The sequence below is a fragment of the Nocardioides cavernae genome, assembly GCF_016907475.1.
Lineage (GTDB): Bacteria > Actinomycetota > Actinomycetes > Propionibacteriales > Nocardioidaceae > Nocardioides > Nocardioides cavernae.
Genome location: NZ_JAFBCA010000001.1, coordinates 4,722,426 through 4,749,113, shown reverse-complemented (window position 1 = coordinate 4,749,113; position 26,688 = coordinate 4,722,426). Strand labels below are relative to the sequence as shown.

30 protein-coding genes and 4 tRNA genes are annotated in these 26,688 nt (G+C 71.9%); 20 read left to right on the top strand and 14 right to left on the bottom strand.

The genetic code is table 11. The features are described 5' to 3' along the window. Positions 1-50 precede the first annotated feature (50 nt). The 4 genes from JOD65_RS22430 to JOD65_RS22415 are packed head-to-tail and all read left to right on the top strand — an operon-like array spanning position 51 to position 2,317. Positions 51-920: a TIGR04255 family protein gene (locus tag JOD65_RS22430; protein ID WP_191194437.1), complete on the top strand. Its 870-nt coding sequence runs from the start codon at positions 51-53 to the stop codon at positions 918-920. Next, complete coding sequence (locus JOD65_RS22425; RefSeq protein ID WP_191194438.1) at positions 920-1,165, top strand: hypothetical protein; 246 nt, start codon at positions 920-922, stop codon at positions 1,163-1,165. The genes JOD65_RS22430 and JOD65_RS22425 overlap by 1 nt, the downstream gene beginning before the upstream one ends. Then, positions 1,162-1,734: a hypothetical protein gene (locus JOD65_RS22420; RefSeq protein WP_191194439.1), complete on the top strand. Its 573-nt coding sequence runs from the start codon at positions 1,162-1,164 to the stop codon at positions 1,732-1,734. The genes JOD65_RS22425 and JOD65_RS22420 overlap by 4 nt, the downstream gene beginning before the upstream one ends. A 55-nt stretch (positions 1,735-1,789) precedes the next feature. Continuing rightward, positions 1,790-2,317 carry a hypothetical protein gene (locus JOD65_RS22415; RefSeq protein WP_191194440.1) on the top strand — a complete coding sequence of 176 codons (528 nt, stop codon included), beginning with the start codon at positions 1,790-1,792 and terminating at the stop codon, positions 2,315-2,317. 84 nt (positions 2,318-2,401) lie between these two features. Here JOD65_RS22415 and JOD65_RS22410 read toward each other — a convergent pair whose 3' ends face one another. Further along, positions 2,402-2,893: a YajQ family cyclic di-GMP-binding protein gene (locus tag JOD65_RS22410; RefSeq protein ID WP_191194441.1), complete on the bottom strand. Its 492-nt coding sequence runs from the start codon at positions 2,891-2,893 to the stop codon at positions 2,402-2,404. Between the two features lie 96 nt (positions 2,894-2,989). On the opposite strand from JOD65_RS22410, the gene JOD65_RS22405 reads away from it, so the two are divergent. The 4 genes from JOD65_RS22405 (at position 2,990) to JOD65_RS22390 (ending at position 6,709) form a co-directional block, all read left to right on the top strand. Beyond that, positions 2,990-3,071: transfer RNA gene (locus JOD65_RS22405), tRNA-Tyr, on the top strand. A gap of 83 nt (positions 3,072-3,154) precedes the next feature. Further along, a complete protein-coding gene (locus JOD65_RS22400) occupies positions 3,155-4,408 on the top strand; it encodes an AGE family epimerase/isomerase (RefSeq protein WP_191194442.1) in 1,254 nt (417 codons plus the stop codon). 7 nt (positions 4,409-4,415) lie between these two features. Further along, positions 4,416-5,372, top strand: coding sequence for a carbohydrate kinase family protein (locus JOD65_RS22395; RefSeq protein ID WP_191194443.1), 957 nt, complete (start codon positions 4,416-4,418; stop codon positions 5,370-5,372). Beyond that, a complete protein-coding gene (locus JOD65_RS22390; protein WP_191194444.1) occupies positions 5,369-6,709 on the top strand; it encodes an MFS transporter in 1,341 nt (446 codons plus the stop codon). The genes JOD65_RS22395 and JOD65_RS22390 overlap by 4 nt, the downstream gene beginning before the upstream one ends. Here JOD65_RS22390 and JOD65_RS22385 read toward each other — a convergent pair. From JOD65_RS22385 to JOD65_RS22365, 5 genes are all read right to left on the bottom strand, one after another. Next, a complete protein-coding gene (locus JOD65_RS22385; RefSeq protein WP_191194445.1) occupies positions 6,706-6,966 on the bottom strand; it encodes a hypothetical protein in 261 nt (86 codons plus the stop codon). The genes JOD65_RS22390 and JOD65_RS22385 overlap by 4 nt on opposite strands. Before the next feature lie 132 nt (positions 6,967-7,098). After that, a complete protein-coding gene (locus tag JOD65_RS22380) occupies positions 7,099-7,779 on the bottom strand; it encodes a histidine phosphatase family protein (RefSeq protein ID WP_191194446.1) in 681 nt (226 codons plus the stop codon). A 30-nt stretch (positions 7,780-7,809) separates the two neighbouring features. After that, on the bottom strand, positions 7,810-8,715 hold the full coding sequence (locus tag JOD65_RS22375; protein WP_191195449.1) for a phosphodiesterase: 906 nt from the start codon (positions 8,713-8,715) through the stop codon (positions 7,810-7,812). Positions 8,716-8,769: 54 nt separating this feature from the next. After that, positions 8,770-9,996 carry a fumarylacetoacetase gene (gene fahA, locus JOD65_RS22370; RefSeq protein WP_191194447.1) on the bottom strand — a complete coding sequence of 409 codons (1,227 nt, stop codon included), beginning with the start codon at positions 9,994-9,996 and terminating at the stop codon, positions 8,770-8,772. After that, positions 9,993-10,856 carry a hypothetical protein gene (locus tag JOD65_RS22365; protein ID WP_191194448.1) on the bottom strand — a complete coding sequence of 288 codons (864 nt, stop codon included), beginning with the start codon at positions 10,854-10,856 and terminating at the stop codon, positions 9,993-9,995. Before JOD65_RS22365 ends, fahA begins: the two co-directional genes overlap by 4 nt. Before the next feature lie 67 nt (positions 10,857-10,923). On the opposite strand from JOD65_RS22365, the gene JOD65_RS22360 reads away from it, so the two are divergent. Further along, the gene (locus JOD65_RS22360) at positions 10,924-12,156 is read left to right on the top strand and encodes a homogentisate 1,2-dioxygenase (RefSeq protein ID WP_191194449.1); all 1,233 of its coding nucleotides are present in this window, start codon (positions 10,924-10,926) and stop codon (positions 12,154-12,156) included. A gap of 164 nt (positions 12,157-12,320) precedes the next feature. On the opposite strand, the gene JOD65_RS22355 is transcribed toward JOD65_RS22360, so the two are convergent. From JOD65_RS22355 to nemA, 3 genes are read right to left on the bottom strand one after another with little or no spacing between them, the layout of a single operon-like run. Continuing rightward, positions 12,321-14,246, bottom strand: a complete 1,926-nt coding sequence (locus tag JOD65_RS22355) for an ABC transporter ATP-binding protein (protein ID WP_191194450.1) — start codon at positions 14,244-14,246, stop codon at positions 12,321-12,323. Then, on the bottom strand, positions 14,243-16,126 hold the full coding sequence (locus JOD65_RS22350) for an ABC transporter ATP-binding protein (protein ID WP_191194451.1): 1,884 nt from the start codon (positions 16,124-16,126) through the stop codon (positions 14,243-14,245). Before JOD65_RS22350 ends, JOD65_RS22355 begins: the two co-directional genes overlap by 4 nt. A gap of 58 nt (positions 16,127-16,184) precedes the next feature. Then, positions 16,185-17,279: an N-ethylmaleimide reductase gene (gene nemA / locus JOD65_RS22345; protein WP_307821344.1), complete on the bottom strand. Its 1,095-nt coding sequence runs from the start codon at positions 17,277-17,279 to the stop codon at positions 16,185-16,187. Between the two features lie 133 nt (positions 17,280-17,412). Between nemA and JOD65_RS22340 the strand changes: the two genes are divergently transcribed. Further along, positions 17,413-18,357: a pirin family protein gene (locus tag JOD65_RS22340; RefSeq protein ID WP_191194453.1), complete on the top strand. Its 945-nt coding sequence runs from the start codon at positions 17,413-17,415 to the stop codon at positions 18,355-18,357. On the opposite strand, the gene JOD65_RS22335 is transcribed toward JOD65_RS22340, so the two are convergent. Genes JOD65_RS22335 through JOD65_RS22325 form a run of 3 tightly spaced genes read right to left on the bottom strand, consistent with a single transcriptional unit; the run spans position 18,341 to position 19,664 of the window. Further along, on the bottom strand, positions 18,341-18,562 hold the full coding sequence (locus JOD65_RS22335; protein ID WP_204811354.1) for a hypothetical protein: 222 nt from the start codon (positions 18,560-18,562) through the stop codon (positions 18,341-18,343). The genes JOD65_RS22340 and JOD65_RS22335 overlap by 17 nt on opposite strands. A 5-nt stretch (positions 18,563-18,567) precedes the next feature. After that, complete coding sequence (locus JOD65_RS22330; RefSeq protein WP_191194455.1) at positions 18,568-18,795, bottom strand: hypothetical protein; 228 nt, start codon at positions 18,793-18,795, stop codon at positions 18,568-18,570. Between the two features lie 29 nt (positions 18,796-18,824). Further along, on the bottom strand, positions 18,825-19,664 hold the full coding sequence (locus JOD65_RS22325; protein ID WP_191194456.1) for a hypothetical protein: 840 nt from the start codon (positions 19,662-19,664) through the stop codon (positions 18,825-18,827). 130 nt (positions 19,665-19,794) lie between these two features. On the opposite strand from JOD65_RS22325, the gene JOD65_RS22320 reads away from it, so the two are divergent. Further along, positions 19,795-20,376 (top strand): DNA-3-methyladenine glycosylase I, encoded by a 582-nt coding sequence (locus tag JOD65_RS22320; RefSeq protein ID WP_204811352.1) that lies wholly within the window; start codon positions 19,795-19,797, stop codon positions 20,374-20,376. A gap of 12 nt (positions 20,377-20,388) precedes the next feature. Here JOD65_RS22320 and JOD65_RS22315 read toward each other — a convergent pair whose 3' ends face one another. Then, positions 20,389-21,120 (bottom strand): class I SAM-dependent DNA methyltransferase, encoded by a 732-nt coding sequence (locus JOD65_RS22315; RefSeq protein ID WP_191194458.1) that lies wholly within the window; start codon positions 21,118-21,120, stop codon positions 20,389-20,391. An 84-nt stretch (positions 21,121-21,204) separates the two neighbouring features. Between JOD65_RS22315 and JOD65_RS22310 the strand changes: the two genes are divergently transcribed. The 7 genes from JOD65_RS22310 to JOD65_RS22280 all read left to right on the top strand — a co-directional run bounded on the left by JOD65_RS22310 (position 21,205) and on the right by JOD65_RS22280 (position 25,015). Beyond that, positions 21,205-22,614 carry an amidase gene (locus JOD65_RS22310; RefSeq protein ID WP_191194459.1) on the top strand — a complete coding sequence of 470 codons (1,410 nt, stop codon included), beginning with the start codon at positions 21,205-21,207 and terminating at the stop codon, positions 22,612-22,614. A gap of 70 nt (positions 22,615-22,684) precedes the next feature. Beyond that, positions 22,685-22,757, top strand: a tRNA-Thr gene (locus JOD65_RS22305). A gap of 36 nt (positions 22,758-22,793) precedes the next feature. Continuing rightward, positions 22,794-22,870: transfer RNA gene (locus tag JOD65_RS22300), tRNA-Met, on the top strand. A gap of 48 nt (positions 22,871-22,918) precedes the next feature. Beyond that, positions 22,919-23,089: a 50S ribosomal protein L33 gene (gene rpmG, locus JOD65_RS22295; protein ID WP_056907127.1), complete on the top strand. Its 171-nt coding sequence runs from the start codon at positions 22,919-22,921 to the stop codon at positions 23,087-23,089. Between the two features lie 69 nt (positions 23,090-23,158). Continuing rightward, complete coding sequence (locus tag JOD65_RS22290) at positions 23,159-23,563, top strand: FAS1-like dehydratase domain-containing protein (protein ID WP_191194460.1); 405 nt, start codon at positions 23,159-23,161, stop codon at positions 23,561-23,563. Continuing rightward, positions 23,560-23,964 carry a MaoC/PaaZ C-terminal domain-containing protein gene (locus tag JOD65_RS22285; protein WP_191194461.1) on the top strand — a complete coding sequence of 135 codons (405 nt, stop codon included), beginning with the start codon at positions 23,560-23,562 and terminating at the stop codon, positions 23,962-23,964. Before JOD65_RS22290 ends, JOD65_RS22285 begins: the two co-directional genes overlap by 4 nt. After that, positions 23,957-25,015 (top strand): UDP-N-acetylmuramate dehydrogenase, encoded by a 1,059-nt coding sequence (locus JOD65_RS22280; RefSeq protein WP_191194462.1) that lies wholly within the window; start codon positions 23,957-23,959, stop codon positions 25,013-25,015. Before JOD65_RS22285 ends, JOD65_RS22280 begins: the two co-directional genes overlap by 8 nt. Before the next feature lie 86 nt (positions 25,016-25,101). On the opposite strand, the gene JOD65_RS22275 is transcribed toward JOD65_RS22280, so the two are convergent. After that, positions 25,102-26,151 (bottom strand): adenosine deaminase, encoded by a 1,050-nt coding sequence (locus JOD65_RS22275; RefSeq protein WP_191194463.1) that lies wholly within the window; start codon positions 26,149-26,151, stop codon positions 25,102-25,104. Positions 26,152-26,301: 150 nt separating this feature from the next. Between JOD65_RS22275 and JOD65_RS22270 the strand changes: the two genes are divergently transcribed. Together JOD65_RS22270 and secE are read left to right on the top strand one after the other, a co-directional pair. After that, positions 26,302-26,374, top strand: a tRNA-Trp gene (locus JOD65_RS22270). A gap of 39 nt (positions 26,375-26,413) precedes the next feature. Next, entirely contained in the window at positions 26,414-26,671 is a 258-nt protein-coding gene (gene secE / locus JOD65_RS23520) for a preprotein translocase subunit SecE (protein WP_191194464.1), read from the top strand. Positions 26,672-26,688 lie beyond the last annotated feature (17 nt).

Genomic DNA, 26,688 nt, shown 5'->3' with positions numbered 1-26,688 from the left:
ACCACCCGCGCGGCGGACTCGCCTCCGCGCGCAACCGATCCTCCGTTAGCGTGTCGCAACACATCGACGCGCGTCCTCCCCCGCAAGCCCTATGCTCCGGATGTGAGGCGACTCAGGAGGTCGAACTGACAAGCGCAGACTTTGAGGACCTTCCGGGACTGGAGCTCGGCCGGCAGTACAAGAACGCTCCAATCACCGAGGCGATCCTAGAGTTTCAGGTCAGGAACCCCGAGGGACTGACCGTCGATGACCTTGCGCGGTCGACGCTAGGGGATGGAGCAACCTCCGCCTCGCCACTGTTCACTCTCCAGGGTGAGGTATCGGTCGTTAACGGCGAACTCCTGAACGATGCTCGCAGCGAGCAGGTTGGGCTCGCCTTCGCGCGCAAAGACGGTACGCGCGTGGTGCAGGCCGCGCTCGACCGCTTCTCCTTCATCTGGAACGGGTCGTACGAGCACTGGGGAGCCTTCTCGGATGAAGCCGAGGCCGCTTGGCTCCAGTACCGCGAGGTTGCCCAGCCAGAGTGGGTCGGCGTGGTGGGAGTCCGCTTCGTGAACCGGATCCCGATGCCGAAGCCGTCAATCGAGATCAAGGACTACCTACGGACGTCCGTCGACGTGTCGCCGTACCTTCCGCAGGCCGTGAACTCTCTATTCATGCAGGTGGAGGTGCCCATCCCGCGACTTCAGGCCGCGGCGACCATCACATCTGCAATGCTCACACCGGCACCGGGCACCACGTTCGACAAAGTGCCGCTGCAACTGCTGTTGGATATCGATGTCAAGGCCGAACTAAACATGGCCACACAGGAAGAGGGCTTCAATTCTTCCGTTACGGGTATATTGACAAGACTGCGGATGGCCAAGAACTTCGTGTTCGAGGCGTGCATCACAGACGCAACGAGGGGACTGATTGACTGATGGCCGTTGTGACTTCTACCTACCTGCGCCACTTTTCTCTGCCGCAGACTCAGACGGATCAGCGGCGCCAACTCATGCTTGCTGGGCAGGCGCGCCTCAGTGGCGCTCGGGCATGCGGTCCGGCTTCCAATCCAGTCGACCTGACGGTCCCGTCGTTCCTGAGGATCTCGCACATCTCCACCGAGGACACCGAAGTGGTGCCGGTGCGCGGCAGGCGGGTTGTTGAAGACGACATCGACTGGTGACCGGCCAAGCCGCGCCGGTCATCGTTGCGGCCTCACATAATCCGTGGCTCAGCCAGGGCGACATCTTCTCGTCCGTTCTGATCGTGCGCGCCGGGGTGTCTCAGGCGGTCGCCACCCAAGGCATCGCACGGGGACCAGCACTACTCATCAGCCATGGGTGCGCGATCGACAAGAAGACCAACAGCGGCCGGTCGAAGTTGGAGTACCTCTCGTTCCTCCCTCTTCAGAGCGTGGCTGAGTTGGAGGAGCAGAGTGCGGGGAACCTGCGTCGCTCGGCGGTGGACCCGACCCTGCGGCCCTTCGAGGCGTTCTACCTCGGCGAGGTTCCGTCCGTCGGCGAGTCGTACGTAATGCTGACGCAACCGTTCACCCTCCCGGCAGACTTCTTCCGGCCAGAACTCCAACCGTTCACCGCTGAGGACACGGGCGACGCGGAGGACACGCGCCCCGTGCCCGCGATGGGCGATACCCGCGTAGGTCAACTGACCGAGGACGCCGTTGGGGTCTTCAGCCGCAAGTGGGCGATCCAGTGGACTCGCCGCGACATCGTTCTTGACGATGAGGCCTGAGACGGGCCAACTCCCAGAGTGGATCACCGTTCGAGAGGCGGCCCAACTCCTAGGCGTGCACATCTCGGCTATACCGAAGATGATCCGGCGCGGTGACCTAGGCAAGCGCTCCCGTCGCCCCGTCCTGAACCGTGACGAGGTACTGGCGCTGCGGTCTGCTCGCGAGGCCAGCGCCGCTGCCGCCCAGGCCGCCGCTCGTCGAGATCGGCCACCCAAAGCCCCTTCCCCACCCGATGATCGGCACGAGTGGCTATTAGCGGACGAGCACTCGACGGCAATCGACATTGCGGACGCAAGTCCCAACGTTCAGCGCGACTCGATCGCTTCGTCCATCGACGCCGATGAGGCTGTCGCAAAGGCCCAGAGCGTGCATCCGCTTCTCGGATCACATCAGGAACTCGTGATTCGCGCGCTGGCGGTCTCGCACCCCGCAGGGCTGTCGGCGCCTCAGATCAACCCGAATGCGAGTACCCAACCCAACACGTACATCACATGCGACAAGCTCGAAGCGCTCGGCCTGATTCGATGCGACACCAACACGCACCCCAAGCGGTACTACCTCGGGCCGCGCATGCTGCGTTGACTGCGTCGTCCCGCGCTCTCATGTTCGATAGGCGTTAGAGGACTGCCCCGTGAGGATGGAGTTCCACGCTCACGAGCGCGGGGATCATCTGTAGTTGGTGAACTGCACCGCGAAGTCGTAGTCCTGCGACTTCACCAGCTGCTGGACGGCCTGCAGGTCGTCGCGCTTCTTCGACGACACGCGCAGCTCCTCGCCCTGGACCTGCGCCTTGACGCCCTTGGGTCCCTCGTCGCGGATCAGCTTGGAGATCTTCTTGGCGTCCTCGGAGGTGATGCCCTCCTTGAGCGCGATGTCGATCTTGGAGACCTGGCCGGACTGGCGCGGCTCGGAGGCGTCGAGGATCTTCAGGCTCTGGTTGCGCTTGATCAGCTTGTCCTGGAAGACGCTGAGCACGGCGCTGGCGCGGTCGTCGGCCGAGGCGGTGATCTCGATCGCCTGCTCGCCCTTCCACTCGATGGACGCCCCGGTGCCCTTGAAGTCGAAACGGTTCGCGATCTCGCGGGCCGTCTGGCTGAGCGCGTTGTCGACCTCCTGGCGGTCCAGCTTGCTCACGATGTCGAAGCTCGAGTCAGCCATGGTTGTGCCTCCTGAGGGGCTCGTCGTGGGGCTCGCTCCAGCGTGCCCCGGCAATTCGTGGTGAAGTGCGTGCCTTGCTATTGTTCCGCACGGCCCGGCAGGTTGCCCGAGCGGCCAAAGGGAGCTGACTGTAAATCAGCCGGCATTGCCTACAGAGGTTCGAATCCTCTACCTGCCACTGGACGTCGTCCAGTCGCGAGACCCCCGCACCGGTGTGCGGGGGTCTCGTGCGTCGTGGGTCGTGACTGCTTGACTGCCCGGATGGACGACGCCTCCCTCCACGACGCCGCCCCCGACGACGCCCCCGACGACGCCTGGCTCGACGCCGAGTGCCGGCGCCTGCTCGGCTTCGGCCGGCGCGTCGTGCACCCCCGAGGCGGTGCCGCGTGGCTCGACGACGACGGCGCGCCCGACCTCGGCCGTCCCGTGCACACCTGGATCACGAGCCGCACCGTCCATGTCCACGGGATCGGCGCCTTGCTGGGCGTCGACGGAGCCGCCTCGACCGCCGCAGGGGCCCTCGACGGCCTGCGCGGCGTGCTCCGCGACCCCGAGCACGGCGGCTGGTTCGGCGAGGTCGGTCCGGACGGCGAGCCCGACGACACCAAGTCCTGCTACGCCCACGCGTTCGTGATGCTCGCCGGTTCGACCGCCGTCGTCGCAGGCCTGCCGGGCGCCGACGACGTGCTCGCCGAGGCGACGCAGGTCTTCGAGGAGCGCTTCTGGGACGAGGACCTCGGCCGCGTCGTCGACGAGTGGGACCGGTCCTGGACCACCCCCGCGCCCTACCGCGGCCTCAACTCCACGATGCACTCGCTCGAGGCGATGCTCGCGGTCGGCGACGTCACCGGCGACGGCGTCTGGCACCGGAGGGCGGCCCGGCTGGCCGGCCTGGTGCTCGAGCTCGCGCCGTCGTACGACGGCCGGCTGCCCGAGCACTTCGGCCCGGACTGGTCGGTCGACCTCGAGCTCAACCGCGACCGCCCCGACGACCCGTTCAAGCCCTACGGCGCGACCGTCGGGCACGGCCTGGAGTGGTCGCGGCTGCTGCTCCACCTCGAGGCCACCCTGGGCGACGCGGCGCCCGCCGGGCTGCTCGACACCTCGCGTCTGCTCTTCGACCGCGCGGTCGCCGACGGCTGGCACGCCGACGGCGCGCCGGGCTTTGTCTACACGACCGACTGGGAGGGCCGACCCGTCGTGCGCCAGCGGATGCACTGGGTGGTCGCCGAGGGGATCGCGGCCGCCGCGGCGCTGCACCGCCGCACGGGCGAGGAGGACGACGCCCGGCGCTACGCCGAGTGGTGGGCCTACGCCCGCGACCACCTGATCGACCTCGAGCGGGGGTCCTGGCACCACGAGCTCGACGCCGCCAACCGGCCGCAGGCCAGCGTGTGGCCCGGCAAGCCCGACCTCTACCACGCGGTGCAGGCGACCCTCCTCCCGCGACTGCCCCTCGCCCCGAGTCTCGCCCGCGCGGTCGCGATGTCGGGCGGGCTCCGGGCACCGGCATGATGGGGGCATGACCGACGCGCAGCCCCGGATCCTCGTCGTCGGCGAGGCGCTCGTCGACGTGGTGCCCGGCCCCGACGGCACGACCCGCGACCACCCCGGCGGCAGCCCCGCCAACGTCGCGATCACCCTCGGTCGGCTCGGGCGCGACGTACGCCTCGTGACGCTGCTCGGAGACGACCAGCGGGGTGCCGCCGTGCAGGCGTGGCTGGAGGCCAGTGACGTCACCGTGCTCGCGGGCCCGACCGGCTCCGGCCGTACGTCGACCGCGGCGGTGACGCTCGACGAGTCGGGAGCCGCGACCTACGACTTCGACCTCGACTGGGACCTCCGCTCGGTGCCTGACGAGCCGTGCGACGTGCTCCACGTGGGCTCCATCGCGACGGTCCTCGACCCGGGTGCCGACACCGTGCTCGAGGCGTTCCGCACCCACCGGGGGCGGGCGCTGCTCTCCCTCGACCCGAACGCGCGCCCGGCGATCACCCCGGACCGCACCGGCCCGGTCGCCCGCGTCGAGGAGCTCGTCGCGCTCGCCGACGTGGTCAAGGTGAGCGACGAGGACCTCCACTGGCTCCACCCCGACGACGACCCCGTCGCGACAGCCGCCCGCTGGGCCGAGGCCGGTCCCGGTCTGGTCGTCGTGACGCGAGGCGGCGCCGGGGCGGTCGCCGTACGCCCCGGCGGGACCGTGCTCGACGTGCCCGGCGTGCCGGTCGCCGTGGCCGACACCGTGGGCGCGGGCGACACCTTCAGCGGCGTGCTGGTCGACGCCCTGCTGGCGCACGGCGTGCACGGCGCAGCGGCCGCCCAGGCGCTCCGTGCGCTGACCGACCGCGACCTGCTCGAGGTCGTCACCACCGCCGCCATCGGCGCGGCGATCAACGTCTCCCGACCCGGCGCCGACCCGCCGACGCGCGCGGAGCTCTCCGCCGCGCTCGGCGTGGACCACGAAGCCGGGCAGGAGTGACCGCGGAGCAGATCCACGACATCGGGAGGCGGCGGGCCTGGGTCATCTGGCTGGTCTCGCTCGCCGTCTACGTCCTGGCGGTCTTCCACCGCAGCTCGCTCGGCGTCGCAGGGATCATCGCGTCCGAGCGGTTCGACATCAGCGCCACCCGGCTGGCGACGTTCACCGTGCTGCAGCTCGTGGTGTACGCCGGCATGCAGGTGCCGGTGGGCGTCCTGCTGGACCGCTACGGCTCGCGCGCCATGCTGCTGGCCGGCCTCGTGCTGATGACGGCAGGCCAGCTGGGCTTCGCCTTCTCGACGTCCTTCGGCTGGGCCGTCGCGTCCCGCGCGGTCGTCGGCGCGGGCGACGCGATGGTGTTCGTGAGCGTGATCCGGCTCGTCACGATCTGGTTCCTGGTGCGGCAGGCCCCGATGGTCACCCAGCTCACCGGCCTGACCGGGCAGCTCGGCGCGATCGCCGCGGCCGGCCCGCTGTCGTACCTCCTCCACCACCTGGGCTGGACGCGGACGTTCGCGCTGACCTCCAGCTTCGGCGTCGTGCTGCTGGTCGCGGTCCTCGCGCTCGTCAAGGACTCTCCCTACCGGCGCGACCAAGTCGTCGCGATCAAGCTCCGCGCGCTCGCCCAGTCGGTCCGCACGGTCTGGGGCAACCCCGGCACGCGGCTGGGGATGTGGTCGCACTTCGCCTCGCAGTTCTCCGTCACCGTCTTCGCGCTGCTGTGGGGCTACCCCTTCCTGGTGCAGGGGCTCGGCTGGTCGTCCGCCGAGGCCAGCACCCTGCTGATGGCGATGACCGCGTGGGCCGTGGTCAGCGGGCTTGCGCTGGCGCGGCTCGTGGGCCGGCTGCCCTACTACCGCTCGTGGATCGTGGTCAGCGTCGTGATCACCATGGTGGTGCCGTGGACCGCGGTGCTGCTGTGGCCGGGCGTCGCACCGACGGGGCTGGTGGTCGTCATGGCGTTCGCGACCGCCAGTGGCGGGCCGGCGTCGATGGTGGGCTTCGACCTGGCCCGCTCGTTCACGCCTCCGCACGAGACCGGCCGCGCCAACGGGCTCGTCAACATCGGAGGCTTCACCGCGTCGCTGCTGACGATGGCCCTGATCGGCGTCGTCCTCGACCTGACGGCCTCCGGCGGCATGGAGACCTACACGCTCGGCGACTTCAAGCTCGCGATGTCCGTGCAGTACGTCTTCTGGACGCTCGGCGTCGTCCAGACCCTCCGCTACCGCCGCCGCGGGCTGGCCCACCTCGCCCGGGTCCACCCCGGATCGGTCGAGCAGATGCGCGCCGGCCACCCGTTCGTCCACCCGGGGATCGGCACTGAGGGCGTCTAGCCCTGGGCCAGCGGGTCCTTCGGGAGGTCCTGCGGGTTGACGACCGCGGGATCGACGAACTGGTGCGCGTCGCCCATGAACGTGTGCACGAAGCCACAGCGGATGCAGATCACGCCCTCCGCCGAGCGGTTCAACCAGTCGAGGTCGAGGAACGTCATCCCGGTCGTCGTCATCTTCACCTCGCGCCGCGCGAACACCAGCCCTTCGCAGACGTGGCAGGCGAGGAAGGACTGGGTCGGGCGGATGAAGACGTGCACGGGACGAACGTAGCGGCGCGACTGACCGAGAGGGCCACAACCGCCGCACGTGTGCGGGATGTGGCCCTCGAACGGCCGATCCGAGGGCCACAACCGCCGCACGTGTGCGGGATGTGGCGCTCGGCGTGCGGGTCAGCCGATCTCGCCGTCCCCGTCGGGGTCGAGGTCGCCGGTGGGGTCCTCGGCGGTCGGGTCCTCGAGGATGGCGCCGCCGACGGGGTGGCCCTGCCAGGACACCATCTCCCAGCCGGAGTCGTGGTCGCCCTCGAGCACGACGAGCGCGGTGTTGTGCAGCGGCTGGGTCGCGGGCGGCGCGTCGGGGTGGGGCGTCATCCGGGTCGAGACCCAGGTGCGGAGCGCGGCCCCGTGGCTGACGACCAGCGCGGCGTCGTGGCCCGCCTCGACGATGGTGCGCACGGCCGCGTCGTAGCGGGCGAGGAACTCCTCGCCGGTCTCGCCGCCCGGCATCCGGTGGGTGAGGTCGCCCTCGAGCCAGGTGGCGACGGCGCCGATGTAGCCCGCGACAGCGTCGTGGTCGCTGCGCATCTCGAAGTCGCCGGCGTCGATCTCCTGCAGCCCGTCGAGCTGGACCGGCTCGATGCCGCGGTCCTCGGCGGTTGGGGCGGCGGTCTGGTGGGTACGCACCCGGCTGGAGACGTAGATCGCGTCGAGCCGCTCGCCGGCGATCGCCTTCGCGGCCGCCGCGGCCTGGGCGCGACCGAGGTCGGTGAGGTCGAGCCCGGGGTGGGCGGTGTCGAGCTCTCCGGAGACGTTGGCGTGGGTCTGGCCGTGGCGCATGAGCAGGAGTCGCAAGGAGGGTCCTCTGAGCGGGCTGGTCGCTGGCTAGTCGTTGAACGGGGACGTCTTGCTGGAGGCGAGCTCGCGGGCCTGCTCGAGCGGCACGCCCTCCAGCGCCTCGGCGATGTCGGAGCCGACGTGGCTCACCTCGGTGCCGCGCTCGAGCAGCACCTGGGTGTGCACGAGGCGGTCGTCGTAGGTGTGCACCATCGTGAAGCCCTGGCCGGCGTCGACGCCCGACACGAAGCGGTCGACCGGCGCCGGGTCGATGGTGTAGCAGCTGGCCGCGGTCACCGAGACGGGCACGCCGGCGAACGTCGACCACGTCGGCAGGTGGAGGTGCCCGGCCAGGATGCCGCGCACGTCCGTGCCGGTGATGACGTCGGCGAGCGCCTGCTGGTCGTGCAGCTCGATGAGCTCGGCGGCGCGGATCATCGGGAGGGGGAGCGGCGGGTGGTGCATCGCCAGGAGCGTGCCGTGCTCGGCAGGCGTGGCGAGGACGTCGGCCAGCCACGCCAGCTGCTCGGGGAGCAGCTCGCCGTGGTGGTAGCCCGGCACGCTGGTGTCGAGGGCGACGATCCGCAGCCCGTCGACCTCGTGCACCCGGTCCTGGCAGCCCGCGTCGTCGGAGTCGAAGAGGGCCTTCGCGAAGGGTGCTCGCTCGTCGTGGTTGCCCATCGTCCAGACCAGCGTCGCGCCGATCCTGGCAGCGAAGGGCTCCACGATCGAGCGGAGCCTGTCATAGGCGTCGGGCTCGGCCCGGTCGGCGAGGTCGCCGGTGAAGACGATCGCGTGCGGCGCCGGTTGCACGGCCGCCAGCCGGTCGAGCGTCCGGTGCAGGTTGGCGTCGTTGTCGATGACGCCGTAGTGGAGGGCGCCGCCCCCGATGAGGTGCGGGTCGCTGAGGTGGGCGACGACGTGCCGCGGGGCGGCGTACTGGCCGAGCTGCATCACGGTGAGCAGCCTAGGACCCCGGACGGGCGTGCCGGGAGTCCCGGCGGTACGTCAGCGCGCGGGCAGGATCCGGCCGGTGACCTCGCCGAGGGTGACACGGCCGCCGCCGGTGCCGGGCGCGGAGTAGCGCAGCGTCACCTCGTCGCCGTCCTCGAGGAACGTGCGCTCGCGCCCACCGGCCGTGAACGGCTCCTTGCCGCCCCAGCTCAGCTCGAGCAACGAGCCGCGCTGGCCGGGCTCCGCGCCCGAGATCGTCCCGGAGGCCCACAGGTCGCCGGTGCGCAGGCTGGCGCCGTTGACGGTGGTGTGGGCCAGCATCTGGGCCGGCGACCAGTACATGGTGCGGTAGGGCGGGCGGGCGACGACCTCGCCGTCGAGCACCACCTCCACCTCGATGTCGAGGCCGGCGGGGCCGTCGACGCGGAGGTAGTCGAGCACCGGCGGGTCGTCCTGGCCGGGCAGGTCGGTCCAGGCGGCCTCGAGTGCCGCCAGTGGGGTGACCCACGCGCTGACCGAGGTCGCGAACGACTTGCCGAGAAAGGGCCCGAGCGGGACGTACTCCCACGCCTGGATGTCCCGCGCCGACCAGTCGTTGAGACCCACGACACCGAAGGTGTGCCGCGCGAACTCTGCGGTGGGCACCCGCTCGCCCAGCGCGGACGGCACGCCGACCACGAAGCCGAGCTCGGCCTCGATGTCGAGGCGCTGCGAAGGACCGTAGGTCGGGAGCTCGTCCATCGGCGCCTTGCGCTGCCCGCACGGGCGTACGACGTCGGTGCCCGACACCACGACCGTGCCGGACCGGCCGTGGTAGCCCACCGGGAGGTTCTTCCAGTTGGGCAGCAGGGGCTCGGAGTCGGGCCGGAACATCCGGCCGACGTTGGAGGCGTGGTGCTCGGAGGCGTAGAAGTCGACGTAGTCGCCGACCGCGAACGGCAGCAGCATGGTGACCGAGTCCACCGGCGCGAGCGCGGGCTCAACGAGGTCGCGCTCGGTCTGGTCGGTGAGCAGGCCCGTCACCCACGCCCGGGTGGACTCCCAGACGGCAGGCCCGGCCGCCATGAACGGGTTGAGGGTGGGCTGGTCGAACAGCTCGTGGGTGTCGACCATGTCGGCGGCCGCGACGATGCTCAGGTCGAGCACCTGGTCGCCGATCCGCACCGCCACCCGCGGTCGTTCGCCGGAGCGGGCGAAGACGCCGTAGGGCAGGTGGTCGACGTCGAACCCGGAGCCCGCGGCTCCCTCGACCCAGCTGGTGCGGCTCATCGGGGTGTTCATGCGTGGTCCTCCACGAGTCCGAGGGCGATCAGGTCGTCGAGCGGCTCGGTGACCGAGCACGAGCCGAACGAGGTGAACCAGCGACGGGCGGCGGCGACGCCGCCGTCGGCGAGGCCGGCGGAGAGGGCGGCGCCGTCGCGCTGCTCGAGCTGCGCGGTCGCGTCGTCGACGGAGCCGCCGTCCCACAGTGTCCTCGTCGCGGCCAGCACGTTCAGGAAGCCGTGCGCGCCCCCGCCCTCGGGGTCGTGGCGGACGGCCCGGTGCAGCCCGGCCGTGGCCTTGAAGCGGGTCTCGCGGTCGAGCGCAGCGTCGATCCAGGCGGCGACGGTCGCGGCGTCGGGGACCAGGTCGTGGTCGAGGTTGCCGAGGCGCAGCTTGAGGCGGTGCCCGCAGGCCGCGACCTCGTCGGCGGCGGTGAGCCAGCTGGCGGTGGCGGGCCCGGACAGCTCGATGAAGAGGGGTACGTCGACCTCGGCCGCACGCAGGGCGGCGTCGATGCGGCGGACGTTGCCCACCGGGTCGTCGACGTCGCGGACGGCGATCTCGACGGCCGCCACCTGCAGCCCGAGCCGCGTGGCCAGGCCGAGAGGTCCGGCGAGCTGACCTGCTCCGCCGGTGACCACCACCGACAGCGGCGCGCCGAACCCGCGGACGAGCGGCAGGTCGGTGTCGCGGAGCACGAAGGTGCCGACGAGGTCGGCCCACCACTCGCCACGGTGCTCGGTGTGGGCGGCGGTGGCGTCGTGGAGGGGCGCGTCGCCCGGCGGGAAGATCGCGGCGTCGTCGACGAGGCCGCGCCACTCCTCTGGCCAGGCGGAGGCCCGCGGTGCGGGATCGACAGGTGCGTGACTGGGGACCACGGGGTTACTCTAGCCACCAGATAGCGGACGCCCGCGTCCGATAGTCGGATGATTGGATCCCACCCCGATGGCTCACTACCGCGCACTCGGCCGGCTGCCCCGCCAGCGCCACACCCAGCTCCGCGACGACGACGGCCACCTCTTCCGCGAGGAGCTGATGGGGGAGGAGGGCTTCTCGTCCGACTCCTCGCTGCTCTACCGCCGGGGCGTGCCGAGCGCGATCACCGACAGCCGGGTGTGGGACCTTCCCGACCAGTCGCGCACGCCCAACCACCCGCTCAAGCCGCGCCACCTCAAGCTCCACGACCTTGCGACCGGGGACTGCCCGGTCGAGGGCCGCCGGCTGGTCCTCGGCAACAACGACGTCCGGATCACCTACGTCGTCACCGGCACCGACCCCTCGCCGCTCTACCGCAACGCCATCGGCGACGAGTGCGTCTTCGTCGAGTCCGGCACCGGGGTCGTCGAGACCGTCTTCGGCGTCGTGCCCTACCGCGCCGGCGACTACGTGCTCGTCCCCCGCGCGACCGACCACCGCTGGGTGCCGGCCGAGCCGTCGCGGCTCTACGCGATCGAGGCCAACAGCCACATCCACCCGCCCAAGCGCTACCTCTCGCGCTTCGGCCAGCTCCTCGAGCACGCGCCCTACTGCGAGCGCGACCTCCACGGTCCCGCCGAGACCTTCCAGAGCGAGGGCACCGACGTGGAGGTGCTGGTCAAGCACCGCACGAGTGCGGGCATCGTCGGCACGCGGATGACGTACGCCACCCACCCCTTCGACGTTGTCGGCTGGGACGGCTGCCTCTACCCCTACACGTTCAACATCGAGGACTACATGCCGATCACCGGCAAGGTCCACCAGCCGCCGCCGGTGCACCAGGTCTTCGAGGGCTGGAACTTCGTCATCTGCAACTTCCTGCCCCGCAAGGTCGACTACCACGACCTCGCCATCCCGGTGCCCTACTACCACTCCAACGTCGACTCCGACGAGGTGATGTTCTACGTCGGCGGCGACTACGAGGCCCGCAAGGGCTCGGGGATCGGCATCGGCTCGATCAGCCTGCACCCCGGCGGCCACGCGCACGGTCCGCAGCCCAGCGCGATCGAGGCCAGCCTGGGGGTCCAGTACTTCGACGAGTCGGCTGTCATGGTCGACACCTTCGCCCCGCTCGAGCTCGGTGAGGGCGGCCTCGCCGTCGAGGACCCGGCGTACGCCTGGACCTGGGCCGGGCGCGGCCCCAGCCCCGCGAACGGAGCGGCCGGCGACGACGGCGGGCCCGCGGTCTACAGCAACAGCTGAGGCCGCCGCCGGACGCCGGTGACGCCACCGACGATGGCCAGTCGGCCGTCCGGACTGTGCACCCGAGTTTCCCGCTTGGTCACCCAGATCTGGTGTGACAAGCGGGAAAGTCACCGGATATCCGGTGACTCCACCAGGCCGGAGGCGCACGCGGGCGGGCCGGGTCAGGACGTCCAGGCGTGCCAGAGGTCGGCGTACTCCCCGTCGAGGTCGAGCAGCTCCTCGTGGCTCCCGAGCTCGACGATGCGGCCGTCGATGACCACCGCGATGCGGTCGGCGTCGTGGGCGGTGTGGAGCCGGTGGGCGATCGCCACCACGGTGCGGCCCTCGAGGAGGTTGTTCATCGACCCCTCGAGCGTGCGCGCGGTGCGGGGGTCGATGAGCGACGTCGCCTCGTCGAGCACGAGCGTGTGGGGGTCGGCGATGATCAGGCGGGCCAGCGCGACCTGCTGCGCCTGGGCAGGCGTGAGGAAGAACCGGCCGGAGCCGATCATCGTGTCGAGCCCCTCGGGCAGCCGCTCGACCCAGGCCAGCCCGCCGACCGCGGCGAGCGCCTCCCGCACGGCGTCGTCGGGGGAGTCCTCGCGGGCCAGCACGACGTTGTCCCGCACCGTACCGATGAAGACGTGGTGCTCCTGGGTGACGAGCGCGACCTCGGTGCGCAGCACCTCCAGGGGCAGGTCGACGAGGTCGACGCCGCCCACGCGGGCGGAGCCGGTGCGGGGGCGGTTGATGCCCGACAGCAGCCGACCGAGCGTCGACTTGCCCGACCCGCTGGGCCCCACGACCGCCAGCCGCTCGCCCGTGCGCAGGCGCAGGTCGACGCCGTGCAGCACGTCGTGGCCCTCCCGGTAGGAGAAGCGGAGGTCGTCGGCCACCAGCTCGACGCCGTCCGGCAGCCGGTCGCCGGGCTCCCGGTCGGGCGGCACCTCGGCGATGCCGAGCAGGCGGCTGGTCGACGCCGCGCCGACCTGGAGGCGGTCGACCTCGCCGATCACCGCGTCGAGCGGCTCGGCCAGCGCGACGACGTACAGCAGGGCGGCGGTGATCTGGCCCAGGTCGACCCAGCCCTGGCTGTAGCCGTAGGCGCCCGCGACCAGCGTGACGACCTGCGGCACCTGGAAGGCGCCGTTGAGGGCCGCGAAGAGCACGTTGCGCAGGGTCATGCCGTAGCGCTCGGCCTGCGCGGAGACGGCGATGTCGTCGGAGCCCGCCTGCACGCGTGCCTGCGAGAGGCCGAGCGCCTCGACGGTGCGCGAGCCCTCGACGGTCTCGGTGAGCGTGGTGTTGATGCGGGAGTAGGTCGCGCCCTCGGTGATGTACGCCTTCGGAGCTCGCCGCAGGTAGGTGCGCACGGCCGGGGTGCACAGGGCGAAGACGACGAGTGCGGGCACCGCGAGCACGAGCGAGTTGAGCATCATCGCCACGATCGACAGCAGGACGGTCATCAGCGAGATCAGCAGGCGCGGGACGCCCCACTGCACCGAGCGCGCCATCGTCCCGACGTCACGGGTGACGCGGGTGACGAGGTCGCCCGTGCTCGCTCCCTCGACGCGGCCGACCGGGAGCCGCAGGATCGTGCTGACCACGTGCTCGCGCGCGGAGGCGAGCAGGTCCTGCCCGAAGTGGGTCGAGGTCCACTGGGCGCCGAAGGTGAAGATCGACTGCAGGATCACCACCCCGACCACGGCCAGGGCGAGCGTGTCGAGGCCCGCTGCCGCGGCGCCGGCGTCGTCGACCCGGTTGACCAGCGACCCGAGCAGCCGTGGGATCACCAGCGCGGAGCCGGCGGCGAGCGCGTTGAGCAGGACCAGCAGCGCGAAGGAGCGCTTGCGGGTGCGCACCAGGTCGCCGAAGAAGGCGAGCACGGCGCGGTTGCCCGAGACGGGCCAGCCACGCACCGGGTTGCGCGAGGCGGCGTAGACGTCCTCGGCGCGCTGGCGGCGCAGGTCGTGGCGCTGCCAGAGCGCGCGGTTGCGCTCGCGCAGCCCGACGCGACCGGGAGGATCCAGCTCAGGCGGGACGACCGGCGGGTCGCCGGCCCGGTCGCGCCACGTGTCGGAGGAGGTGGCCAGGAGGTCGGTGGTCATCGGACCGGCTCCTCCTCGTCGAGCTCGCGGATGACGACGCGCCGGTAGGCCTCGTCGTCGGCCAGCAGGTCGGCGTGGCTGCCCTCGGCCACCACGGTGCCGTCGTGGAGGAGCGCGACGCGGTCGGCGTGGTGCAGCCACAGGGGTGAGACGGTCGTGACCACGGTCGTGCGACCGCGGCGGGCCTCGGCGACGCGGGCCGCGATGCGGGCCTCGGTGTGGGCGTCGACCGCGGAGGTCGGCTCGACCAGGACGAGGACGGGTGCGTCGACGGCCATGGCGCGGGCGAGCACCACCCGCTGGCGCTGGCCGCCGGACAGGCCCCGGCCGCGCTCGTCGAGCTCGCCCTGCCAGCCCTCGGGCAGCGCGTCGTAGACGTCCTCGGCGCTGGCGATCCGCAGCGCCTCCTCGGCCTGCTCCCGGGTCAGCCGGGCGTGCGGGTCGACGGCGTCCTGGAGGGTGCCGGCGAAGAGCTGGCTCGTCGCGTCGCTGACCAGCACCTGGCGTCGTACGTCGTCGAGGCGGGCGTGGGAGAGGTCGACGCCGCCGAGGGTGACGCCCCACTCGCGGCGCACCCGCTCCTCGTCGAGGGCCGCGATCCGGGCGCGCTCCTGCGCCCGCTCGGCCCTCGAGCGACGGGCCGCGCGGCCCTTGGTGCCGGTCTCCTCGACCGAGGGGACGGGCTCGGTGTCGGCGGGCAGGTAGCGGCCGAGCCGGTCCGCGAGGGCCGCGCTCTGCTCGGGCACGGCGCTGACGACGACGGTGAGGATCCCGGGCTCCACGGTGAGACCGCTCGCCACGTCGTGGAGCGGCGCGTTGCCGTCGACGGAGACCGGGGCGTCCGGGTCGCGCCACGGGGGGCGCTCCTCGAAGAGCGCGATCGCCCTGCGGGCGCTGACCAGGGACCGCACGCCCTTCTGGGCGAACTCGAAGAAGGTCCGGATCGGGCCGACCATGAAGAGGCCGTAGCCGAGGAAGGTGATCAGCTCGCCGACGGTGAGCAGGCCGTCCTGCACCTGCCGGGTGCCGAGCCACACCAGCGCCACGAGGAAGATGCCCGAGAGCAGCACGCCGACGGCCTCGACCACGGCCTGCCAGATGCCGGCGGCCACACCGGCCTCGCGGGCCGACTGCGACTGGCGGGCGTAGTTGGTGCCGAAGGTCTGCTCGCCGCCGATGCCGCGCAGGATCCGCAGCCCGGCGACGATGTCGGTGGCCAGCGAGGTCAGGTCGGAGGTGCGTGCGCGCTCCAGCTGCTGGCGGCGGTGCAGCGGCCGCAGCAGCGGCAGCGCCGCGCCCACGAGGACCGGCGCGGCCACCAGGGTCAGCAGCCCGAGCTGCCACGACATGGTCAGCACGATGAAGGCGACGGTGAGGTACGACGACAGCTGGCCCACCGTGCGCGCCAGGATCTCGCTGAGCGCACCGAACTCGTCGGAGTCGCTCGAGGCGACGCTGAGCACCTCGCCGGTCGGCGACCGGCGGGGCAGCACGTGGCCCATCTGCGCCACCTTGCGGGTGACCATCTCGAGGGCGCCGTAGAGCGCGACCAGCCAGCTGCGCACCACGAGCGTGTGCGACACGACGCCGAAGACGCCGCCGATCACGACCACGAGGAGCAGCAGCGCCGCCCAGCCGGCGAGGGCCGCCTCGGAACCGCCGACGATGCCCTGGTCGACCGCCCGGCCGAAGATCCACGGCCCGAGCGTCATCGGCAGGAACCACAGCGCGTAGCAGAAGGACGAGAGGGCGATCAGGCCCTTCTGACGCCCCAGGATCCAGCGCAGGAACGCCAACGGCGACCGGGTGTCGGGGTCCGGCGTGGGTGCGGCGTCCGTGCCCGTGTAGAACGTCGCGATCCGAGGTGGGTAGTCCTGCATCTCGTGTCGAACCCTAGGCGCCGGTGCCGCGCGGGCACGAACCGTTATCGGCAGGGGCTCAGGCCGCGCCGTACGCCGGGTAGTCGGTGTAGCCCTCGGCGTCGCCGCCGTAGAACGTCTCCGGCCGCGGCGGGTTGAGGGGCAGGCCATCGGCGAGGCGGCGCGGCAGGTCGGGGTTGGCGATGAACGACCGGCCGAAGGCGGCGGCGTCGATGAACCCCGCACCGAGCAGTCGCTCCGCCTTGGCGAGGTCGTAGCTGCCGGCCCCGACGATGGGGCCGGGGTGGGCTGCGCGCAGGGCGCGGCGGTAGTCGTCGTCGAGCTCCGGGCCGCCGGCCCAGTCCGGCTCGGAGAGGTGCAGGAAGGCGAGGTCGCGGCGGCCCAGCTCGGCGGCGACGTACAGCCCTGCCGCGGCGCCCTCGGGGTCCTCGGTGCCGTTGAACGAGCCGATCGGGGAGATCCGGATGGCGACGCGGTCGGCGGACCAGGCGTCGACGACGGTGTCGGTGACCTCGAGCATCAGGCGGGCACGGTTGGCCAGCGAGCCGCCGTACTCGTCGGTGCGCTGGTTGCTGTCGGCGGCGAGGAACTGGTGCAGCAGGTAGCCGTGGGCGCCGTGGATCTCGACGAGGTCGAAGCCGGCCTCGCGGGCGTTGAAGGTCGCGCGCCGGTAGTCCTCGAGCAGCCGCGGGACCTCCTCGAGGCCCAGCGGCCGTGGGACCGGGCAGCTGACCCGGGTCGGTCGGCCGTCCTCGCCCCGCACGGTGGTGCGGTTGCGGTAGGGCCCGTCGCTCGCCGACACGGGCAGCTCGCCGCCGTGGAACGACTCGTGGGAGACCCGGCCGACGTGCCACAGCTGGGCGGCGATCAGCCCGCCCGCCTCGTGCACGGCGTCGGTGATCCGGCGCCAGCCCGCGACCTGCTCGTCGCTGTGGATGCCGGGGGTGTCCATGTAGCCCTTGCCCTCCGGGCTGATCTGCGTGCCCTCGGAGATGAGCAGGCCGGCGCCCGCGCGCTGCACGTAGTACTCGCGCATCAGGTCGTTGGGCACGTCGCCCGGCGACGTGGCACGCATCCGCGTGAGGGGAGCCATCAGCACGCGGTTGTCGGCGCGGACCGCGCCGAGGGACAGGGGCTCGAAGAGGGAGGGCACGACAGCCGCCAACAGGCACCGACCGCCGGTTGTTCCGACGCCCGGTGCAGGGTGACCCGGCTCACGTCCGGGCCGTGCCCGAGTCCGGTGACACGGCTGCGCGCATTCACCCCTGCGGGTAGCGTGGCGGTCGATGACCGACGTCGAGGTGCTCGCTCCGCGTGAGGTTCCGCTGGGAGGTCCCCGGGCCATGCGCGTACGACGCACGCTCCCGCAGCGCCACCGCTCGCTGATCGGGGCGTGGTGCTTCGTCGACCACTACGGCCCCGACGAGGTCGACCGGACGGGCGGGATGGTGCTTCCGGCCCACCCGCACACGGGGTTGCAGACCGCCAGCTGGCTCTTCGGCGGCGAGCTCGAGCACCGGGACTCCGTCGGCAGCCTGGCCACCGTGCGTCCCGGCGAGCTGAACCTGATGACCGCCGGTCGCGGGATCAGCCACACCGAGGTCTCCACGCCCGACACCACCATGCTCCACGGCGCCCAGCTCTGGATCGCGCTCCCCGACCACAGCCGCCACGTCGATCCCCGCTTCGAGCACTTCGCGCCCGAGCCGGTCCGCGGACCGGGGTGGGAGGCCCGGGTCTTCATCGGGTCGCTGCTCGGCGCCACCTCGCCCGTCCACGTGCACACGCCGCTCCTCGGCGCCGAGATCATGCTCGCCCCGGGCAAGAGCCTCGAGGTCGACGTCGACCCGACGTTCGAGCACGGGGTGCTGCTCGACGTCGGCGCGATCGACGTCGACGGCCAGGAGCTCGCGCCCAGCGACCTCGGCCACGTCCCCCACGGGCGGTCCACCATCGTCGTGACGGCCCAGGAGGAGGCCCGGCTCCTGCTCCTCGGTGGCCCGCCCTTCGGTGAGCCCATCGTGATGTGGTGGAACTTCATCGGCCGCAGCCACGACGAGATCGCCGCCTACCGCCAGGAGTGGCAGGACCAGATCCTGGTGGGCGACCACGGGGACGTCGTCGCCGACGGTCGCGAGGTCGCCGAGGGCCGGTTCGGCACCGTCGACCTCGGCATGCAGCCCATCCCCGCGCCGGTCCTGCCCAACGTCAGGCTCAAGGAACGGCGCTGAGCCCAGCGCGCCGGTCCTCGGCTGCGGCGAGGTCGGCCTCGGCCAGCGCCAGCAGCCGCCCCACCGGGAGGTCCGGGCGCGGCGCACGCGTCCGGTCGGTGGGCGCGAGGCTGCGTGGCTCGTCGTCCACGAGCGTGATGTGCCCGTCGAGCCGCAGCAGCGGCACCCGGAACAACCGCGCCACGAGGTGGATGGTGATCCGCACCGGGATCACGACCCCCCGAGCTTGATGTCCGAGTCGTCCCAGGCGCGTCGGGCGGCGCCTGCCACGGTCGACGGGGAGGAGTCAGGTGCGTCGGCCAGCTGCTTGCGCAGCTGACCGGCGAACGAGCGTCCCGCCGTGCTGAGCTGGTCGTAGCGCTCCTTGCCGGCGCGACTGCCCGCGAGGTAACCCAGGCCGAAGACCAGGCTCCGGCCGATCGTCTTGGTGCCGAGCATCAGGTGCTCCCTTCGTCGGCGGTCGGTGGTCAGGCGGACGCGCGCGAGCGGGCCCGGCGGATGGCGGTGACGAGCTCCTTCTTGAGCTGGTTGCCGTTGACGTCCATGCCCATGTCCCTGGCCAGCTCGAGCAGCTCGGTCTTGTGCAATGCCTCGAGGTCGAGCGGGTCCTCGTCGGCGGTGCCGGCGAGGCTGCGGCCCGTGTCGGTCACGGCCCGGGTCCGGCGCTCTGCCTCGCCCACCCGTTCGTCGGCCTCGCGAGCGAGCTCGTCGGCGCGCTCTCGGGCCTGCTCGGCCGCCTCTCGGGCGGACTGCGCCGCTTCGTCGGCCATCCGCCGCGCCTCGTCCATCTGCTCGCGGGCGTGCGCGACCGCCTCCTCCGCCTCGCCCCGTGCCCGTGCGGCGCGTTCCTCTGCCTTGGCGGCGCGTGCGTCGGCCTTCTCCTGCGCCTCGGCGACGTCGCCATCGGCGTTCTCGCGCGCTCGTTGGCGCTTCGCGGCGACGTACTCGTCGGCCTCCTTCTGCGCCTCGGCCACCACCTGCTCGGCGCGTCGGTCGGACTCCTCGCGGGTACGGCGTACGTCGTCCTCACCGCCCTCCCGGACCGCCTTCGCGTCGTCGGAGGCCTCGCGGGCACGGACCGCCTTCTCGGCGGCCCGGGCCTCGAGCTCCTTCGCCCGTTCGATGGCGGCATCGGCCTGGTTCAGCCTGGCCTCGACGCCGTCCGCGAACGGCGCGGCATCCGCGACGGTCGTGCGTGCCTGCCGAACGGGCTCCGAGACCGCCTTGTCGAGGACGCGTCCGACGGCGTGGGGCAGTCGTGGTGCGTGCTGCGCCAGCCATGAGCTGCTGTTCTGAATCTTTGACATGTGGGTTTCCCTCCCCAGTGGGTCCGCGTGACGCGGCTCACACTTCGACCGTACGAAATGCTGTTCCGCTCTGCGCCACCCTGCGGGGTGGTCGCCGCGGGGCGTGCGTCGCTCAGCGAGAATGCGTGACATGAGCGGAGCAGTCATGGGTGCCGACGGCCTGGGCCGGTGCCCCTGGGGGGCGGGCGACCCCGTCAACCTCGCCTACCACGACACCGAGTGGGGGCTGCGCGTCGACGGCGAGGCGGCCCACCTCGAGCGGCTGACGCTGGAGGCCTTCCAGTCGGGCCTGTCGTGGCGCACGATCCTCGACAAGCGGGACAACTTCCGCGCCGCGTTCGCCGGGTTCGACGCCGACGCGGTGGCTGCCTTCGACGACCGTGACGTGGAGCGGCTGATGGGCGACGCCGGCATCGTCCGGAACCGCCGCAAGGTCGACGCGGCGATCACCAACGCCCGTGCCACGGTCGCGCTGCGCGAGCAGGGTGGGTTGGAGGTGTTCATCTGGTCCTTCCGTCCCGAGCCGGGGCCGGCGCCGCGCACGACCGCCGACGTGCCCACCACCTCGGCGGAGTCGGTCGCGTTGTCCAAGGCGCTCAAGAAGGCGGGTTTCGCCTTCGTGGGCCCGACGACGATGTACGCCCTGATGGAGGCCGTCGGCCTCGTCGACGACCACCTCGAGGGGTGCCACCGACGCGGGTGCGCCGGCTGACCTGGCTCACGGTCAGGCGGGCTTGCGCCACACCGAGACGTGGCTCTCGCTGTCGTTGGTGAAGGGCGCCCCGTGCCAGTCCGCGACGCGGCGCTCCAGCTCCATCCCGGCGAGCTGGGCCATCAGGTCGCACTCGGCCGGCCAGATGTAGCGGAAGTTGCTCTCGCCGTAGGTGACGGTGCCGTCGTCGTGCCGGTGGTAGTGGTGGGACGTGCCCTGCTGCGTGGTCATGTCATAGGTGTCGAACCCGACGTGGCGGCGCCCGACGTGGAACGGCACCGCGGCCTGGCCGGGCGGGAAGCGCCGGATGCCGGGCACCCGCAGCTCGACCACGAAGCGGCCGCCAGGTGCGAGGTGGCGAGCAGCGTTGCGGAAGCACTCGACCTGCTCGGCCTGCGTGCGCACGTTGCCGATGCTGTTCCAGACGACGTAGACGAGGTCGACCTCGCCGTCGACGCGGGTCGTGGCCATGTCGCCCACCGCGACGGGGATGTCCGCCCGCTTGCGGTGCAGCTCGTCCGTCATCGGCTGCGACAGCTCGATGCCGGCGACCCGCACGCCGCGCTCGGCCAGGGGGATCGCGACCCGTCCGGTGCCGATGGCCATCTCGAGCGCGCCCCGGTCGCCGGCGAGCGCGGCGAGGAAGTCGACCGTCGGGTCGAGGACCTCCGGCGCGAACATGAACGCCGAGCTCTCGTCGTACGTCGCCGCGGTCTCGGCGTCCCAGTAGTCGCTGCTGGTCATGCCGCCACGGTGCCCCACAACAGCCGTGGCGGCCACCGAATTGACCCTGCCGCACGGCGCGGCCAGTCCGTAGGCTGCGCGTCCATGACGACGCGCGTGCACGCATTCTCCGCCGACGACGCCCTCGCCGACCTCGACGCCACGGGTCTGGTCGAGGCGCTCGGCTCCGGGATCGTGTCGGTGCCGGAGGTCGTCGAGGCCGCGATCGCCCGCACCGAGCAGGTCGACGCCGCCCTCGGCGCCGTGGCGTACGCCGCCTACGACCGCGCCCGGGAGGAGGCCCGGCACCCGCGCGGCGGCTGGTTCGCGGGCGTCCCCACGTTCGTCAAGGACAACGTCGACGTCGCCGGCATGCCCACGCAGCACGGCTCCGACGCGTTCACGGCCCAGCCGCAGGCCGGCGACGGCGACTTCGCCCGGATGTACCTCGCCACCGGGCTCCTCCCGCTCGGCAAGACGCAGCTCTCGGAGTTCGGCTTCTCCGGCGCCGCCGACCACGTGCGCCTCGGACCGGTCCGCTCCCCGTGGAGCCCCGACCACTACGCCGGCGCGTCGTCCGCGGGCTCCGCCGCCCTCGTCGCCGCCGGTGCGGTGCCGATCGCGCACGCCAACGACGGCGGCGGCTCGATCCGGATCCCCGCCGCGGTCAACGGGCTCGTGGGCCTCAAGCCCACCCGCGGTCGCCTCGCGCAGGACCGGATGATGCGCGACATGCCGGTGCGGATCGTCTCGGACGGCGTCCTGACCCGCAGCGTCCGCGACACCGCCGCGTTCTACCGCGAGGCGGAGAAAGTCTGGCGCAACCCGCTCCTCGCGCCCGTCGGTGACGTCACCCGCCCGAGCCGGGCCCGGCTCCGCATCGCGGTCGTGACCGAGGGGGTCGGCCGCTCGTGCAGCACCGAGGTGCGCGAGCTGACGCTGCGCACGGCCGCCCTGCTCGAGCAGCTCGGCCACCACGTCGAGGAGGTCGACAACCCGGTGCCGGACAGCTTCCCCGATCACTTCGTCCGCTTCTGGTCGATGCTCGCGCTGGCCATCGCTCGCCGGGGCAAGAAGGACTTCGGGCCCACCTGGGACCCGACCAAGCTGGACAACCTGACTCTCGGCCTGGCCCGGCACGCCGCGCGCAACCTGCACAAGCAGCCCTGGTCGATCGCCGTGCTGCGGGGCTCCCAGCGCCTCGCCGCGCGCCACCGGGCGTCGTACGACATCACGCTGACGCCCACCCTCGCGACCGAGACGCCGCGTGTCGGCCACCTGCGCCCCGACCAGGACTACGACGAGATCATGGGCCGGCTGATGGACTGGGTGGCGTTCACCCCGCTGCAGAACGCGACCGGCGAGCCGGCCGTCTCGCTGCCCCTCGCCACCACTGCCGCCGGGCTGCCGCAGGGGATGATGCTCGGCGCCGGAGCGGGTCGGGAGGCACGCCTGCTGGGGTTGTCGTACGAGCTCGAGGAGGCCGTTGGATGGCCCCGGATCCAGGCGTCCTGAACGGCCGGATCAGGGGGAGAGGCAGCCGATTTTTCAACACGGCGGGGCGTGTGTATCGTTCTCCGTCGTTGCCCCTTTAGCTCAGTCGGCAGAGCGTCTCCATGGTAAGGAGAAGGTCTACGGTTCGATTCCGTAAAGGGGCTCTGGGTCGGATCTCCTCCGGGAAGTCCTTCCTCCGCGGCGGGGTAGCTCAGGTGGTTAGAGCACACGGCTCATAATCGTGGTGTCGCGGGTTCGAGTCCCGCCCCCGCTACCACCAAATCGCAGCAGCCCCCGCACCACTCGCAAACCCAAGGATCTCCTCATGGCCAGCAAGAGCTCTGACGTTCGCCCCAAGATCACGCTCGCGTGCACGGAGTGCAAGGAGCGCAACTACATCACCAAGAAGAACCGTCGCAACGACCCGGACCGGATCGAGCTGAAGAAGTTCTGCCCGCGCGACCGCCGGCACACGATCCACCGCGAGACCCGCTGACGTCGTTCTTCGTCACACCCGACCCGTCCGAGCACTCGGACGGGTTGTCGTGTTTGTAGGCTCGGGCCCATGCCCGTCGACCCCTCGCTGGTGGGGCGCGCGTTCCCCGCACCGGCGCCCCTGTCCGTGACCCCCGAGCGGGTCAACGCCTTCGCCGCCTCCGTCGGGCACCCCGGCGCCGACGGTGGGGCGGTCCCACCGACCTTCCCGATCGTGCTGGCCTTCGACGCGATGCAGGCCTTCCTCGACGCCGAGGCGATCGACCTGCACCGGATCGTCCACGGCGAGCAGCGCTTCGCCTACGTGCGCCCCGTGGCGGTCGGCGACGAGCTCAGCGCGACGCTGACCGTCACCGGCCTCCGCCAGATCGGGGGCGCCGACATCATCGCCACGACCAGCGAGATCACCGACGCCACCGGCGCGGTCGTCTGCACCGGCAAGGCGACCCTCGTCCACTCCGGAGGTGCCGCATGAACGCCGGTGACGTCCTCGAGACCACGACCTTCACGGTCACCCGCGCCGACCTCGTGGCGTACGCCGACGCCAGCGGCGACCACAACCCGATCCACCAGGACGAGGACGTCGCGCGCAGCGTCGGCCTCCCCGGCGTGATCGCCCACGGCATGTACACCCTCGCGCTCGTCGGCCGCGCGGTCGCCGAGTGGACCGGTGGCGCCGAGGTGGTCGACCTCGGGGCGAAGTTCACCAGCCCCGTCGTCGTACCCGCCGAGGGCGGCGCCGAGGTGGTCGTCGGGGGCACCGTGAAGTCGGTCGCCGACGGCCTGGTCACGCTCACGCTCGAGGTGACGTGCGAGGGCAAGAAGGTGCTCGGCATGCCCAAGGCCGTGGTGCGCGAGGCCACCGTCCGTGCCTGACCTGCGCGACCACACCACCCTGCGCCTGGGTGGACCCGGCCGCGAGTGGGTGCGCGCCACCTCCGAGGCCGAGCTGGTCGCCGCGGTGGCGGACGCCGACGCCGCTGGCACCCCCGTGCTGCTGCTGGCGGGCGGCTCCAACCTCGTCGTCGCCGACGCGGGCTTCGACGGCCTGGTCGTGGAGGTCGCGACCACCGGCGTCGACGCCGACACCGACACCTGTGATGTCGACGCCCTCGCCCAGTGCGGGGGAGTCGTGGTCACGGTGGCGGCCGGTGAGGACTGGGACGAGCTGGTCGCCCACGCCGTCGACCAGGGATGGGCGGGCATCGAGGCGCTCTCCGGGATCCCCGGCGCCGTCGGCTCGACCCCCATCCAGAACGTCGGCGCCTACGGGCAGGACGTCTCCCAGACCATCGCCCGTGTCCGCACCTGGGACCGCGTCGACCGCACCCAGCGCACCTTCGCCGCCGCCGACTGCGGCTTCGGCTACCGCCACAGCCGCTTCAAGGCCGAGCCCGGGCGCCACGTCGTGCTCGAGGTGACCTTCCAGCTGCGACAGGGCGACCTGTCCGAGCCCGTGGCCTACGCCGAGCTCGCCCGCACCCTCGGTGTGAGGGCCGGTGAGCGCGCCCCGCTGAAGGCCGTGCGCGACGCGGTGCTGGCGCTGCGCTCCGGCAAGGGGATGGTGCTCGACGCCGACGACCACGACACGTGGAGCGCCGGGTCGTTCTTCACCAACCCCTTCCTGACGCCCGAGCAGGCCGCGGCCCTGCCGGACGACGCCCCGCGGTGGGAGCAGCCCGACGGCACCGTTAAGTCGAGCGCCGCGTGGCTCATCGAGCACTCCGGCTACGGCAAGGGCTACGCCAGCCCGGCCGCGGGGGAGCGGGTGCGCCTGTCCACCAAGCACACCCTCGCCCTCACCAACCGCGGCGGCGCCACCACCGAGGAGCTGCTCACCCTGGCCCGCGAGGTGCGCGACGGGGTGCGCGAGCGCTTCGGCGTCGCGCTCGTCAACGAGCCCGTGACGGTCGGCTGCTCCCTCTGAGCACTTCCTCCGTGCGGCGTATCTAGGGACGAACTGGTAGGCCGGGACCCTCCGATCGCTACCAGAACCGCCCTAGATACCGCGGCTCAGGCGAGCCAGGCGGCGATGTCCCGCTGGGCCGCGGCCACGACGTCGGACGGCGCCTGCGAGGCCGTGAACGACATCTCCGCCAGCCGCGCCAGCGTCGCGTCGTCGAGGTCGTGCGCGGCGCGCATCGTGGCGTACTGGCCGGCGAGCCGGGAGCCGAAGAGCAGCGGGTCGTCGGCCCCCAGGGCGATCGTCGCGCCGGCGGCGAGGAGCTGGGGCAGCGGGACCGACGTGAGGTCGCTGTAGACGCCGAGCGAGACGTTGGAGACCGGGCACACCTCCAGCGCGATGCCGGCCTCGACGAGCCGGTCGAGCAGCGCCGGGTCCTCCACGCTGCGGACGCCGTGCCCGAGCCGGTGGGCACCGAGGCCGTCGACGCACTGCCGGACGTGGTCGGGTCCGCGCAGCTCGCCGCCGTGCGGCACGAGCAGCAGGCCGGCCCGCTCGGCGATCCGGAAGGCGCCCTCGAAGTCCTCGGTGCGGCCGCGACGCTCGTCGTTGGAGAGCCCGAAGCCGACGACGCCCCGCCCGGCGTACTGGGCCGCCAGGCGCGCGAGCGTACGGGCGTCGAGCGGGTGGCGGGTGCGGTTGGCGGCGATCACCACCGCCATCCCGAGCCCGGTGCGCTCGGACGCGTCGCGCACGCAGTCGAGGACCAGGTCGGTGAACTCGGTGATCCCGCCGAACCTCGCCGCGTAGCCGCTCGGGTCGACCTGGATCTCCAACCACCGGCCGCCGTCCCGGACGTCGTCCTCGGCCGCCTCGAGCACCAGACGGCGTACGTCGTCGGGCGTGCGCAGCACCGAGCGCGCCACGTCGTAGAGGCGCTGGAACCGGAACCAGCCCTTCTCGTCGGCGGCGCTGAGCAGGGGCGGCCAGTCCTCGACCAATGAGTCGGGCAGCACGATGCCGTCGCGCTCGGCCAGCTCGAGCAGCGTGCCGTGGCGCATCGACCCCGTGAAGTGGAGGTGGAGGTGCGCCTTGGGGAGCCGCGACACCTCGCGACGCGACTCCGCACCCCCCTCCGGCCCCGCCCCCGCACCTGCCATGCCCGCATCGTAGGGGGACGCCGTGCCGGTCCCGGCGCCCGGTGGGGTGCCTCGGTTCGACTGGGACTGGGACTGGGCCGTATGCTTCCGGACTGGTGGTTTCGCCACATGCTTCGGCATGCCCCCAGCGATGGGGAATGGAACCGCCGGAGGGCACTAGCTCAACTGGCAGAGCATCGGTCTCCAAAACCGAAGGTTGGGGGTTCAAGTCCCTCGTGCCCTGCGAGGAACACTGCACAGCAACAACGAGAAGGTGGATGACGTGGCTGACGGCAACGCGGTTCAGGACCGGCGCGACTCGCGCGGCGACGACCGTGGGCGCACCAGCCCCGCCACGTTCCTGCGCCAGGTGGTGGCCGAGCTCCGCAAGGTGGTGTGGCCCACCCAGCAGCAGCTGATCACCTACTTCTTCGTCGTGCTGGTCTTCGTCGTCGTGGTGATGGCGCTCGTGACGGTCCTCGACCTGGCTTTCGGAAAGCTGGTCTTCGAGGTCTTCACCGGTGGCGGCAGCGTCCAGTGACGACGGGGGAGACAGTT